This is a genomic window from Dysgonomonas sp. 520 (assembly GCF_010501095.1).
In the GTDB taxonomy this organism is placed as follows: domain Bacteria; phylum Bacteroidota; class Bacteroidia; order Bacteroidales; family Dysgonomonadaceae; genus QVMP01.
Genome location: NZ_QVMP01000002.1, coordinates 1,113 through 13,450, shown reverse-complemented (window position 1 = coordinate 13,450; position 12,338 = coordinate 1,113). Strand labels below are relative to the sequence as shown.

At 40.0% G+C, this 12,338-nt stretch carries 23 protein-coding genes; 22 read left to right on the top strand and 1 reads right to left on the bottom strand.

All coding sequences use genetic code 11. The features are described from left to right. Positions 1-7 precede the first annotated feature (7 nt). The 22 genes from rplP to rplQ all read left to right on the top strand — a co-directional run bounded on the left by rplP (position 8) and on the right by rplQ (position 10,731). Positions 8-439, top strand: coding sequence for a 50S ribosomal protein L16 (gene rplP, locus D0T56_RS01445; protein ID WP_163318363.1), 432 nt, complete (start codon positions 8-10; stop codon positions 437-439). Positions 440-444: 5 nt separating this feature from the next. Then, on the top strand, positions 445-639 hold the full coding sequence (gene rpmC, locus D0T56_RS01440) for a 50S ribosomal protein L29 (RefSeq protein WP_163318362.1): 195 nt from the start codon (positions 445-447) through the stop codon (positions 637-639). A gap of 10 nt (positions 640-649) precedes the next feature. Further along, a complete protein-coding gene (rpsQ, locus tag D0T56_RS01435) occupies positions 650-907 on the top strand; it encodes a 30S ribosomal protein S17 (protein ID WP_163318361.1) in 258 nt (85 codons plus the stop codon). A gap of 1 nt (position 908) precedes the next feature. Next, positions 909-1,274, top strand: a complete 366-nt coding sequence (rplN, locus tag D0T56_RS01430) for a 50S ribosomal protein L14 (protein WP_163318360.1) — start codon at positions 909-911, stop codon at positions 1,272-1,274. Positions 1,275-1,293: 19 nt separating this feature from the next. Beyond that, the gene (gene rplX, locus D0T56_RS01425; RefSeq protein ID WP_163318359.1) at positions 1,294-1,611 is read left to right on the top strand and encodes a 50S ribosomal protein L24; all 318 of its coding nucleotides are present in this window, start codon (positions 1,294-1,296) and stop codon (positions 1,609-1,611) included. Beyond that, a complete protein-coding gene (rplE, locus tag D0T56_RS01420; RefSeq protein ID WP_163318358.1) occupies positions 1,611-2,168 on the top strand; it encodes a 50S ribosomal protein L5 in 558 nt (185 codons plus the stop codon). Before rplX ends, rplE begins: the two co-directional genes overlap by 1 nt. A 6-nt stretch (positions 2,169-2,174) precedes the next feature. Continuing rightward, positions 2,175-2,444: a 30S ribosomal protein S14 gene (rpsN, locus tag D0T56_RS01415; protein WP_163318357.1), complete on the top strand. Its 270-nt coding sequence runs from the start codon at positions 2,175-2,177 to the stop codon at positions 2,442-2,444. Positions 2,445-2,571: 127 nt separating this feature from the next. After that, positions 2,572-2,967: a 30S ribosomal protein S8 gene (gene rpsH / locus D0T56_RS01410; protein WP_163318356.1), complete on the top strand. Its 396-nt coding sequence runs from the start codon at positions 2,572-2,574 to the stop codon at positions 2,965-2,967. A gap of 21 nt (positions 2,968-2,988) precedes the next feature. Beyond that, on the top strand, positions 2,989-3,543 hold the full coding sequence (gene rplF / locus D0T56_RS01405; RefSeq protein WP_163318355.1) for a 50S ribosomal protein L6: 555 nt from the start codon (positions 2,989-2,991) through the stop codon (positions 3,541-3,543). A gap of 21 nt (positions 3,544-3,564) precedes the next feature. Then, positions 3,565-3,912, top strand: coding sequence for a 50S ribosomal protein L18 (gene rplR / locus D0T56_RS01400; protein WP_163318354.1), 348 nt, complete (start codon positions 3,565-3,567; stop codon positions 3,910-3,912). 6 nt (positions 3,913-3,918) lie between these two features. Then, entirely contained in the window at positions 3,919-4,437 is a 519-nt protein-coding gene (gene rpsE / locus D0T56_RS01395) for a 30S ribosomal protein S5 (RefSeq protein WP_163318353.1), read from the top strand. A gap of 19 nt (positions 4,438-4,456) precedes the next feature. Beyond that, positions 4,457-4,633: a 50S ribosomal protein L30 gene (gene rpmD / locus D0T56_RS01390; RefSeq protein ID WP_221412321.1), complete on the top strand. Its 177-nt coding sequence runs from the start codon at positions 4,457-4,459 to the stop codon at positions 4,631-4,633. A 31-nt stretch (positions 4,634-4,664) separates the two neighbouring features. Further along, a complete protein-coding gene (gene rplO / locus D0T56_RS01385; RefSeq protein ID WP_163318351.1) occupies positions 4,665-5,114 on the top strand; it encodes a 50S ribosomal protein L15 in 450 nt (149 codons plus the stop codon). Between the two features lies 1 nt (position 5,115). Continuing rightward, positions 5,116-6,441: a preprotein translocase subunit SecY gene (gene secY, locus D0T56_RS01380; RefSeq protein WP_163318350.1), complete on the top strand. Its 1,326-nt coding sequence runs from the start codon at positions 5,116-5,118 to the stop codon at positions 6,439-6,441. A 13-nt stretch (positions 6,442-6,454) separates the two neighbouring features. Further along, the gene (gene map, locus D0T56_RS01375) at positions 6,455-7,255 is read left to right on the top strand and encodes a type I methionyl aminopeptidase (protein ID WP_163318349.1); all 801 of its coding nucleotides are present in this window, start codon (positions 6,455-6,457) and stop codon (positions 7,253-7,255) included. A 15-nt stretch (positions 7,256-7,270) separates the two neighbouring features. Next, positions 7,271-7,489: a translation initiation factor IF-1 gene (gene infA / locus D0T56_RS01370; RefSeq protein WP_014224918.1), complete on the top strand. Its 219-nt coding sequence runs from the start codon at positions 7,271-7,273 to the stop codon at positions 7,487-7,489. Positions 7,490-7,502: 13 nt separating this feature from the next. Next, a complete protein-coding gene (gene ykgO / locus D0T56_RS01365) occupies positions 7,503-7,619 on the top strand; it encodes a type B 50S ribosomal protein L36 (protein WP_026626992.1) in 117 nt (38 codons plus the stop codon). Positions 7,620-7,654: 35 nt separating this feature from the next. After that, complete coding sequence (gene rpsM, locus D0T56_RS01360; RefSeq protein WP_163318348.1) at positions 7,655-8,035, top strand: 30S ribosomal protein S13; 381 nt, start codon at positions 7,655-7,657, stop codon at positions 8,033-8,035. A gap of 9 nt (positions 8,036-8,044) precedes the next feature. Next, entirely contained in the window at positions 8,045-8,434 is a 390-nt protein-coding gene (rpsK, locus tag D0T56_RS01355) for a 30S ribosomal protein S11 (protein WP_163318347.1), read from the top strand. 118 nt (positions 8,435-8,552) lie between these two features. Further along, positions 8,553-9,161 carry a 30S ribosomal protein S4 gene (gene rpsD, locus D0T56_RS01350; RefSeq protein ID WP_163318346.1) on the top strand — a complete coding sequence of 203 codons (609 nt, stop codon included), beginning with the start codon at positions 8,553-8,555 and terminating at the stop codon, positions 9,159-9,161. A 4-nt stretch (positions 9,162-9,165) separates the two neighbouring features. Further along, entirely contained in the window at positions 9,166-10,158 is a 993-nt protein-coding gene (locus tag D0T56_RS01345; RefSeq protein WP_163318345.1) for a DNA-directed RNA polymerase subunit alpha, read from the top strand. A 6-nt stretch (positions 10,159-10,164) separates the two neighbouring features. Further along, positions 10,165-10,731, top strand: a complete 567-nt coding sequence (gene rplQ, locus D0T56_RS01340) for a 50S ribosomal protein L17 (protein WP_163318344.1) — start codon at positions 10,165-10,167, stop codon at positions 10,729-10,731. An 80-nt stretch (positions 10,732-10,811) separates the two neighbouring features. On the opposite strand, the gene D0T56_RS01335 is transcribed toward rplQ, so the two are convergent. Next, positions 10,812-12,134, bottom strand: a complete 1,323-nt coding sequence (locus D0T56_RS01335; RefSeq protein ID WP_163318343.1) for a redoxin domain-containing protein — start codon at positions 12,132-12,134, stop codon at positions 10,812-10,814. Between the last annotated feature and the right edge of the window lie 204 nt (positions 12,135-12,338).

The following is a 12,338-nucleotide window of genomic DNA, read 5'->3' as shown; positions in this document are numbered from 1 at the left end:
AAGTAAGATGTTACAACCGAAAAAAACAAAGTTCAGAAGACAGCAAAAAGGTCGTATGAAAGGAAATGCCCAAAGAGGGCATGAGTTGGCTTTCGGTTCATTTGGAATCAAAACTTTGCAATCCAAATGGATCACAGGACGCCAAATAGAAGCGGCTCGTATTGCTGTGACTCGCTACATGCAACGTCAAGGACAGGTTTGGGTACGTATTTTCCCAGATAAACCTATCACTAAGAAACCTGCTGAAGTGCGTATGGGTAAAGGTAAGGGATCTCCGGAAGGATTTGTTGCTCCTGTTACACCGGGAAGAATCCTTTTCGAAATTGAAGGAGTTCCTTTTGATGTAGCAAAAGAAGCATTGCGCTTGGCTGCACAGAAACTTCCTGTGACTACAAAATTCGTGGTTCGCAGAGATTATGACTTAACTCAAAATTCTTAAGCACGATGAAAATTGCAGAAGTAAGAGAATTGTCCGATAAGGACTTGCGTGAAAGAATTGATGCGGAACGCATAGCGTTAGATCAATTAGTATTGAACCACAGTGTAACTCCGTTGGACAGCCCAGCTGATATAAAGAAAAAACGTCGCACAATAGCACGTCTTTTAACAGAAATGCGCCAAAGGGAATTAAAAAAATAACTAAGAGCTGATGGAAACTAGAAATTTAAGAAAAGAAAGAATCGGGGTCGTTTTCAGTAATAAAATGGAAAAAACCATCACTGTTGCTGTAAAATGGAAAGAAAAACACCCTATTTATGGAAAATTCGTTAACAAAACGAAGAAATATCATGCTCACGACGAAAAAAACGAGTGTAACATTGGCGATACAGTGCGCATCATGGAAACTCGTCCCTTGAGCAAAACAAAAAGATGGAGATTAATTGAAATAATCGAAAGGGCTAAGTAAAATGATACAACAAGAATCAAGACTAGTAGTAACAGATAACAGCGGAGCAAGAGAATGTCTTTGTATCCGTGTTTTGGGTGGAACGAGAAGACGTTACGCCTCTGTGGGGGATATAATTGTAGTTGCTATCAAAAACGTAATCCCTTCGAGTGATGTTAAAAAAGGTGCAGTAACTAAAGCTATGATCGTACGTACGAAAAAAGAAATCCGTCGTCAAGATGGTTCTTATATTCGTTTCGATGACAATGCATGTGTATTGTTGAACGCTGCGGGAGAGCTTAGAGGTAGCCGTATTTTCGGGCCTGTTGCCCGTGAACTTCGTGCGGTAAACATGAAGGTTGTTTCATTAGCACCTGAGGTACTTTAATCAAAAAAAACTAGAAGTAATGAGTAAATTACATATCAAAAAAGGCGATATAGTTTTTGTGAATACCGGAAAAAGCAAAGGAAAAACAGGTCGTGTGTTGAGAGTCCTTGTTGACAAACAACGCGCTATTGTTGAAGGCTTGAACATGGTATCGAAACATACGAAGCCTAATGCGAAAAATCCTCAGGGAGCAATTGAAAAAATGGAAGCTCCAATACATATTTCGAACCTAAACGTGGTTGACCCTGAAACAGGAAAACCTACAAGAATAGGTCGTAAAGAGGTGAATGGAAAATTGGTACGTTACGCTAAAAAATCAGGGAAGGAGATTAAATAATGAGCAATACAACAAATCTTAAAACAGAATATAAAGACCGTATTGTTTCTTCTTTGATGAAAGAATTCGGTTATAAGTCGTCAATGCAGGTTCCGGTTTTGAAAAAAATCGTTGTTAACCAAGGATTAGGAATTGCAGTGGCAGACAAAAAAATTATCGAAACTGCAGTAAACGAACTAACTGCTATTACAGGACAGAAAGCTGTGGCTACTGTATCGAAAAAGGATATTTCTAACTTCAAGTTGCGTAAGAAAATGCCTATCGGTGTGATGGTTACGTTGCGTCACGACAAAATGTACGAGTTCCTTGAAAGACTTGTACGTGTGGCTCTTCCTCGTATCCGTGACTTCAAAGGAATCGAAAGCAAACTTGATGGACGTGGAAATTATACTTTAGGAATCCAGGAGCAAATCATTTTCCCTGAAATAAATATTGATACAATTAGTAGAATTTTGGGAATGAATATTACCTTTGTGACTTCTGCCAAAACAGATGAAGAAGGATATGCTCTTCTGAAGGAATTTGGTTTACCATTTAAGAACGCTAAAAAAGACTAAAATAAGATGGCAAAAGAATCAATGAAAGCCCGTGAGGTGAAAAGAGCAAAGATGGTTGCTAGATATGCTGCTAAAAGAGCTGCGTTGAAAGCTGCCGGAGACTATGACGCTTTGCAGGATTTACCTAAAAACTCTTCGCCTGTACGTTTGCACAATCGTTGCAGCATCACAGGTCGTCCAAAAGGCTATATCCGTCAGTTCGGAATTTCCCGTATTCAATTCAGGGAAATGGCTTCTAAAGGACTTATTCCGGGAGTGAAAAAGGCTAGCTGGTAAGCAAAGAACGAAAAATTAAAAATGAAAAGCTGGAAATTAATTTTCCATTCTTCATTTTTAGTTTTTCATTTAAATAACTTTTTAAATATTGTCCCGGGGTACGGGATTAATTTAAATTAAATTAACAATGACAGATCCAATTGCAGATTATTTGACGCGAGTGAGAAATGCCATCATGGCAAATCACAGAGTGGTGGAAATACCAGCGTCGAATTTGAAAAAAGAGATTACAAAAATTCTCTTGGACAAAGGCTACATCCTTAATTATAAGTTTGTAGACGAAGGACCTCAAGGCTCAATCAAGATTGCCTTGAAGTATGATCCGGTTAATAAAGTGAATGCGATCAAAAAACTGATCCGTATTTCAAAACCAGGTCTTCGTAAGTATACGGGATATAAGGAAATGCCAAGAGTCCTTAACGGACTAGGTATTGCCGTACTATCTACCTCTAAAGGAGTTATGACTGACAAAGAAGCTCGCGAGCTGAAAATTGGCGGTGAAGTATTATGTTATGTTTATTAATTAAGAGGGAGGATAGTAATTATGTCAAGAATAGGAAAATTACCGATTAGTATCCCTGCAGGAGTAACTATCAACATTTCTAACGATAATGTGGTTACTGTGAAAGGACCAAAAGGAGAATTGTCTCAGGCAGTAAATCCTGATATTAAGGTGACAGTGGAAGACGGTACACTAAGTGTAACTCGTCCTACTGATGAGAAACAACATCGTGCGTTGCACGGTCTTTATAGAGCTTTGATTAACAATATGGTTGTTGGAGTTTCTGAAGGATATCGCAAAGAACTGGAATTAGTGGGTGTGGGTTACCGTGCTGCTAATAACGGTCAGATTCTGGAACTTACTTTAGGTTATACTCACCCGATAGTGATGCAATTGCCTAAAGAAATAGTATTGGAAACTAAATCGGAGAGAAATAAGAATCCTCTTATCATCCTCGAATCATGCGATAAAGAGTTGATTGGAATGGTATGCGCGAAAATTCGTTCGTTCCGTAAACCTGAACCTTACAAAGGAAAAGGTATACGCTTCGTAGGTGAAGTTGTTCGTCGTAAGTCAGGAAAATCGGCAGGTAAGTAATTTACATAAACTGTAGAAATCATGGCATTCAATAAGACAGAAAGAAGAAACAAAATAAAGTTACGTTTGCGCAGTAAAGTTCAAGGTACTGCCGAACGTCCACGTTTGACAGTGTTCAGAAGTAACAAGCAGATCTATGCTCAGGTGATTGATGACTTGGCAGGGAAAACTTTGGCTTCGGCATCTTCTCTTAAACTTACCGATAAGGTGACTAAAAAAGAGATGGCTGCTAAAGTTGGAGAACTGGTTGCAAAAAGCGCTCAGGAAGCAGGTGTTACTACCGTAGTGTTTGACCGTAACGGATACTTGTATCACGGTCGTGTAAGAGAGTTGGCTGAAGCTGCTCGTAATGGTGGACTTAAATTTTAATCGAAAATGGCAGGAATCAATAATAAAGTAAAAACGACTAACGATATCGAGTTGAAAGACAGGTTAGTGGCTATCAACCGTGTTACTAAAGTAACAAAAGGAGGTCGTACATTCAGCTTTGCTGCTATCGTAGTTGTAGGAAATGAGGATGGTATTGTAGGATGGGGCTTAGGTAAAGCAGGCGAGGTAACAACAGCTATCGCTAAAGGTGTTGAAGCCGCTAAGAAAAACCTTATCAAAGTACCGGTTCTTAAAGGAACAATTCCTCACGAGCAAATTGCAAAATTCGGAGGATCGGAAGTATTTATCAAACCGGCTGCTCCTGGTACGGGAGTTAAGGCAGGGGGTGCGATGCGTGCGGTACTTGAAAGCGTTGGTGTGACTGACGTACTTGCAAAATCTAAAGGGTCTTCTAACCCTCACAACCTTGTGAAGGCTACAATAGAGGCTTTGGGTGAACTAAGGGATGCATACACTGTTGCTCAAAACAGAGGTGTGTCGATGGAAAAAGTGTTTAAAGGATAATTTGCAAAAAACAGAAATTATGGCAAAGATTAAAATTAAACAAGTAAGAAGTAGAATCAACTGTCCTAAAAACCAAAAGAACATCCTTGATGCTCTTGGCCTTAGAAAACTTAACAGAACAGTTGAGCACGAAGATACTCCGTCGATACGTGGTATGATTGCGAAAGTGAAACACCTGGTTTCAGTAGAAAATTAAGTTGAATCAGTAAGAAAAAAATATAAGAATTATGAATTTGTCGAATTTGAAACCTGCTGAAGGTGCTACTAAAACAAGAAAGAGAATCGGTCGTGGAACAGGTTCGGGTTTAGGTGGAACTTCTACAAGAGGACACAAAGGTGCTAAATCGAGATCAGGTTACTCAAAGAAGATCGGATTTGAAGGAGGCCAGATGCCTATTCAACGCCGTCTTCCTAAGTTCGGGTTCAAAAACATCAACCGTGTTGAATACAAGCCAATCAATTTGGATGTATTACAAAACCTTGCAACAGCAAAAGGTTTAACAAAGATTGATGTTCAAGCCCTTATTGATGCCGGATTTATTTCGTCCAAGCACTTGGTTAAGATTTTGGGTAACGGAGCCATCACTTCAAAATTTGATGTTGAAGCTCATGCTTTCTCAAAATCTGCGGAAGCAGCTATTCAGGCAGCAGGTGGAACCGTAACAAAACTGAAATAAGATGAGGTTTATTCAGAAAATAAAAGAAATATGGAGTATTGAGGATTTGAGAACGAGAATCCTCACTACTCTCTTTTTTGTGTTAATCTATCGCTTCGGGTCATTCGTAGTTTTGCCCGGAGTTGATCCTAATGCTTTGAAACAACTGCAAGCAAGCGCTTCCGGTGGATTGCTTGGACTTCTGGATATGTTCTCGGGAGGTGCATTTGGTAATGCATCCATTTTCGCATTAGGTATTATGCCCTATATTTCTGCGTCTATCGTTATCCAGCTTTTGGGTATAGCATTGCCATACTTCCAAAAGTTGCAGAGAGAAGGAGAAAGCGGGCGTACGAAAATGAACCAGTATACTCGTTATCTGACAGTAGCTATCTTGTTGCTGCAAGGACCTGCCTACCTTATGGGTGCGCTTGGTCAGGCTGCACCATCGGGATGGTTGTTCCTTATCACTTCTACTATAATCTTGGCCGGAGGTAGTATGTTTGTACTATGGTTGGGAGAAAGAATTACTGATAAAGGAATTGGTAACGGTATTTCATTTATCATCATGATTGGTATCATAGCACGTCTTCCACATGCTTTCTTCGGAGAGTTTATTTCAAGACTTGCCGATGAAGCCGGAGGTTTGGTGATGTTTCTTGGTGAGATTGTGTTCTTGTTGTTTGTTATCGCGGCTGCTATCATGTTGGTGCAAGGTACCCGTAAAATACCGGTACAATACGCAAAACGTGTAGTTGGTAATAAACAATATGGTGGAGCACGCCAGTACATTCCTTTGAAAGTAAATGCGGCTAACGTAATGCCTATCATCTTTGCTCAGGCAATTATGTTTATACCTGTTGCGTTGCTAGGATTTACTTCAGGAGAAAGTGCAGGATGGTTTGCTCGTAACCTGACAGATCATACCAGTTGGTTCTATAATGCTATATTTGCATTCTTAATTATTGCTTTTACATATTTCTATACTGCGGTTACCGTGAATCCGGTGCAGATGGCTGAGGAATTGAAAAGGAATAATGGATTTATTCCGGGAATAAAACCGGGAAAGAAAACGGCAGACTATATCGATGAGGTAATGTCACGTATCACATTCCCCGGATCATTGTTCCTGGCCCTTGTGGCAATATTACCGGCATTTGCAGGTTTACTTGGAATAAATAGAGAATTTGCTCAGTTCTTTGGAGGTACATCCTTGCTTATCTTGGTGGGTGTGGTGTTAGATACACTGCAACAAATAGAAAGTCATTTGTTGATGAGACATTACGACGGACTATTGAAATCAGGAGCAAGAATAAAAGGACGTCAAGGATCAATTGCAGCATATTAATAGGGTATTTTAGATGATATTTCTGAAGACAGACGAAGAAATTGAGTTGATGCGTGAAAGCAATCGGCTGGTAGGCATGACTCTTGGAGAATTGGCAAAGCACATTAAACCGGGGATAACTCCGGCATATCTTAACGATATAGCAGGCGAGTTTATCCGTAGTCATGGTGCTATACCTTCATTCCTTGGATACAAAGGCGGTCCGGGTGTAATTGATTATCCCGGGTCTATCTGCGCTTCGGTGAATGAAGCGGTTGTTCATGGTTTACCTACTGATTATGTCCTTCAAGATGGAGATATTATTTCCATTGATTGCGGAACAGAGAAAAATGGTTTCTGTGGCGATTCGGCCTATACATTTTGTGTAGGAGAAGTTTCGGAAGAGGTGAAAGCCTTATTGCGAACAACAAAAGAATCGTTGTACGAAGGAATCGCTATGGCTGTTGAAGGCAATAGAGTGGGGGATATAGGCAATACGATTCAAACATACTGTGAGAAAAGAGGCTATTCGGTAGTACGAGAGCTGGTTGGTCATGGTATCGGACGTAAAATGCACGAAGACCCACAGGTTCCGAACTATGGACGCAGAGGAACAGGCCCTTTGTTGAAAAAAGGCATGTGTATTGCAATAGAACCTATGATTAACATGGGCAGCAAGAATGTGGTTTTTGAAAGAGATGGATGGACGGTAAGGACAAAAGACCGTAAGCCGTCGGCACATTTCGAGCACACTGTTGCAGTGCGTGAAGGAAAAGCGGATATATTGTCAACCTTTGAATTTATTGAAGCTGTACTGGGAGATAAAGCAATCTGAAATTAATTTTTATTTATGGCTAAACAAGCAGCAATAGAACAAGATGGAGTAATAGTAGAAGCATTGTCTAATGCAATGTTTCGCGTCGAATTAGAAAATGGGCACGAAATCACAGCACACATTTCAGGTAAAATGCGTATGCACTATATCAAAATTTTGCCGGGAGACAAAGTGCGTGTGGAAATGTCGCCTTACGATTTGTCTAAGGGACGTATTTCTTTCAGATATAAATAAACAAATAAAAGATATGAAAGTAAGAGCATCATTAAAGAAGCGTACAGATGACTGTAAAATAGTCAGAAGAAAAGGGCGTTTATATGTAATAAACAAAAAAAATCCTAAGTACAAACAACGTCAAGGATAATTTATTAATTTTGCACAAAAATTTTTGATAATTATATGGCTATAAGAATAGTTGGTGTCGATTTACCACAAAATAAAAGAGGTGAGATTGCCTTGACATATATTTTCGGTATCGGAAAAAGTTCTGCTAACAAAATTTTGGAAGAAGCAGGCGTTGATAGAGATATCAAAGTGAAAGATTGGACTGATGACCAAGCGGGTGCAATCCGTGAAATCATCGGTAACAAGTTTAAGGTAGAAGGGGATCTTCGCTCGGAAGTTCAACTGAACATCAAACGTTTGATGGATATCGGTTGCTACCGTGGTATACGTCACCGTATTGGTTTGCCTTTGAGAGGTCAGAGCACAAAAAACAATGCTCGTACACGTAAGGGTAGGAAGAAAACAGTTGCAAATAAGAAAAAAGCTACAAAATAATAGTTTAATATGGCAAAAAAAACAGTCGCAGCGAAAAAGAGAAATGTTAAAGTCGACGCAAACGGACAATTGCACGTTCACTCTTCATTTAACAATATTATTATTTCTCTTACAAACAGTGAAGGACAAGTAATCAGCTGGTCGTCAGCTGGTAAAATGGGATTCAGAAGTTCTAAAAAGAACACTCCGTATGCAGCCCAAATGGCAGCGCAGGATTGTGCTAAAGTAGCGTATGACCTTGGCTTGAGAAAAGTAAAGGCTTTTGTTAAAGGACCGGGTAACGGACGTGAGTCGGCTATCAGGACAGTACACGGTGCAGGAATAGAAGTAACAGAAATTGTTGACGTTACTCCGCTTCCACACAATGGATGTCGTCCTCCAAAACAAAGAAGAGTTTAATAATTTCAAGTTCTAATAAACAAGAAACGTAGAAACTGGAATTGTGAATTTGATTGCACAAACCCTCTCTGTAATCGCGGCTGCACAATTCGGGCTTCTCAAATTAATTTAGTAAAAAATGGCAAGATATATCGGACCAAAATCAAAAATCGCCCGTAAATTTGGAGAACCTATTTTCGGACCGGACAAAGTTCTTTCTAAGAAGAACTACCCTCCCGGACAACACGGAAATAGCAGAAAAAGAAAAACTTCCGAGTACGGAATACAATTGCGTGAAAAGCAAAAAGCGAAATATACTTACGGTGTATTGGAAAAACAATTCCGCAATATGTTTGATAAAGCAGCACGTACACGTGGTATTACTGGTGAAATCCTTCTTCAAATGTTGGAGTCGAGATTGGATAACGTGGTATTCCGTTTGGGTATAGCTCCTACAAGAGCTGCTGCACGTCAGTTGGTTTCTCACCGTCACATCACTGTTGATGGAAAAGTTGTGAATATTCCTTCATTCAGTGTAAAACCCGGTCAGCTTGTAGCTGTACGTGAGAAATCGAAATCTCTGGAAGTTATTGAAAACTCTTTGTCAGGGTTCAATCACAGTAAATATCCTTGGATAGAATGGGATGCGTCAAGCAAAACAGGTAAATATCTTCATATCCCTGAAAGAGCAGACATTCCAGAAAATATCAAAGAGCAGTTGATCGTAGAATTATATTCCAAAAATTAATTTCATGGCAATATTAGCATTCCAAAAGCCCGATAAAGTATTGATGTTAGAGGCGGATAATTTCTTCGGAAAATTTGAATTCCGTCCTTTAGAACCAGGTTATGGTATTACAGTTGGTAATGCTCTTCGCCGTATTCTACTGTCTTCGCTCGAAGGCTTTGCAATCACATCAATTAAAATTGACGGTGTAGAGCACGAATTTGCAACTATACCAGGTGTTATAGAAGATGTGACCAACATCATTCTTAATCTTAAAAAAGTGCGGTTTAAACAAATCGTTGAAGAGATTGAGAATGAAAAAGTAAGTATCACAGTTTCTGGCACTGATGTATTCAAAGCCGGAGATATTGACAAACATTTGTCGGGATTTGAAGTTCTGAACCCGGATCTTGTAATTTGTCAGCTGGACTTAAGCGCTAGTTTCCAGATCGAATTAACAATAAACAAAGGACGTGGATATGTTCCTGCGGAAGAAAACCGTGGAATGTCGGATGACGTTAACGTTATTGCGATAGACTCTATCTACACTCCGATACGTAATGTTAAATATTCGATTGAAAACTATCGTGTAGAACAAAAGACCGATTATGAGAAATTGGTGTTGGAAATATCCACGGATGGCTCCATTCATCCAAAAGACGCTTTGAAAGAAGCAGCTAAAATTCTTATCCACCACTTCATGTTGTTCTCTGACGAGAAAATTCTTCTTGAACAAAGTGAATCGGACGGAAATGACGAATTTGACGAAGAAATTCTTCACATGCGTCAGTTGCTTAAGAGCAAGTTAGTGGATATGAACCTTTCGGTTCGTGCGCTTAATTGTCTTAAGTCGGCAGAAGTGGAAACTTTGGGTGAGTTGGTTCAATTCAATAAGAATGACCTACTTAAGTTCAGAAACTTCGGTAAAAAATCACTTACCGAGCTTGATGAGCTTTTGGATAGCTTGAACCTGTCTTTTGGCATGGATATTTCAAAATATAAATTAGATAAAGAGTAATAAGCGATGAGACATAATAAAAAATTCAATCACTTAGGCCGTACAAATACGCATAGAAATGCCATGCTATCGAACATGTCTGTTTCATTGATCATGCACAAACGTATTTTTACGACCGTAGCTAAAGCTAAAGCACTAAAGAAGGTTATAGAGCCTCTTTTAACTAAATCGAAAGAAGATACAACACATTCGAGACGTTTGGTTTTTCAACAACTTCAAGACAAAAGTGCTGTTACTGAGTTGTTCCAAAACGTTTCTCAAAAGATAGCTGACCGTCCGGGTGGATACACTCGCATCATTAAGACTGGTAACCGTCTTGGAGATAATGCTTCAATGTGTTTTATCGAGTTGGTTGACTACAACGAAAATATGTTGAAAGAAAAATCTGAAGCTAAAGCTAAATCTACAACACGTCGTTCAAGGAAAAAAGCAACAGACGCGCCAGCAGCAGAAGCAAAAACAAAAGCTCCGAAAGCGGCAGAGAAAGTGGCTCCTGTGGAAGAAGTTAAAGATGTAGTTGAAGCTCCGGAAGCACCAGCAACAGAGGCTACGGAAGAGCCAAAAGCAGAATAAATATAAAGTAATATATATTCGTTCTAAAAAAAGCAATCCAATTTTGGATTGCTTTTTTGTTTTGGGTATAGTTGAAAATCTTAGTTCTTCACCAATTCTTTCAGTTGAGCGTAGCGTCCACGGACGATACCTTCACGGTCGGTAAGTATGTAGGTAGGAGTTCCGACAATCCCATAATTGCGAAAATTCTCCCCATCGAAGCCTTTAAAATCACAAAATTTATCCGTCCAGGGAAGTTTTTCCGATGTTTCTTCGTTAACCTCCCGTCCGATATCGGCAGCGATGGATATTATTCGTATGTTATTGTCAGAAAGTAGCTTATATTTGCTTTTCAATTGCTCTAATTCGTAGTGACAACTGCCACACCCCGTTTCATAGAAGATAATCAGGCTGTTTTTAGGCAGAAAAGAAGTGCCGTCCACTTTTATTTCCGGTGCAAGCTGCCCGTTGAGAGGCATAGTCAGGTATTCCGTGCCAAGTTCCGCAAGCAGATAATCTTTGCCATATTTACTGAATGTACGGATGATGGTTTGGGTCACCCCTCTGCGCATAGGAATGTCATTTCCACATCTTTCGAGCATATAGCGACTGTCATCTAACAAAAGGCTGTCGTTTGCCGAAGTCATTTGTATCCATGAATCGAATATGGGTTGCCAAAATCCGCTTGTGTAGAGGTCTTCGAAACTTACCTTACGGGTGATAAATTCCCTTTGTCCTGCCAATATATCTTCCTGCGAAATGTTGAACGAACTGCCTACACCTGCTAGGCAATTGAGTATTTCTATTATTCGTGCGGCATATAGCGGACTATCGTTAATCTGTTTGCGGAAAAGTAGATAGTCATTTTCCACCCGTTTTTCAGGCAGAGGAAAGATTAATGGTTGAGCTAGGTTTGGATCAATCGCCTTGCCGTATTCCTCTATGATTTTGTTTTGACGGGCAAAGGCATCGAGCAGAAAATTGTTTTCAACAGAACCATTGAAAGATGGGGTTGCTTCCACTGAGTCGGGTTCGCTCATAAAAACCTTTTCATTCCCGTTGACGATGATATTCCATATTTTGGCATACTCACGCACCGAAAATCGACTTACCCCACGATAATTTTCGGGTAGGGAGATGACGGCTTTGCCCTTTGAGTTTAGCCTTCCGATGGCGATTGTATCTTGCTTTGATCCTTTCAACAGGCAGAAATAGTAGTCCCTGCCTGCATAGTAGGGCAATTGCACGTCAATTGTTTGGGCTGCAACTCCGAAAGTGGAGAGGAAAAGTAGTATTCCTACAATATATAAAATTCTTATTTTCATTATTCTTTTATTATCAAGACGAATCAGTATTTGAAAAGTGTTCTTTTCTATTCGACGTTCTTTCTGGCGCACTTTCTTCGAAAGTTTACCTTCGTTCATTTTGTCTTGACACAAAACGAACCAAAAAGTCAAGGCTTAGCTTCTCGGCGACCGACCTCACCCCGGCCCTCTCCAAGAGGAGAGGGAGCAAGCCCCTCTTTTGGAGGGGTTGGGGAGGTGTTCAATTTTACGCCTTGTTTCGCTTAACGTGTCCCCGCCTGCGAAGCAGATGCCGTTTCGCCTGACGGGTGTAAACGTGACATT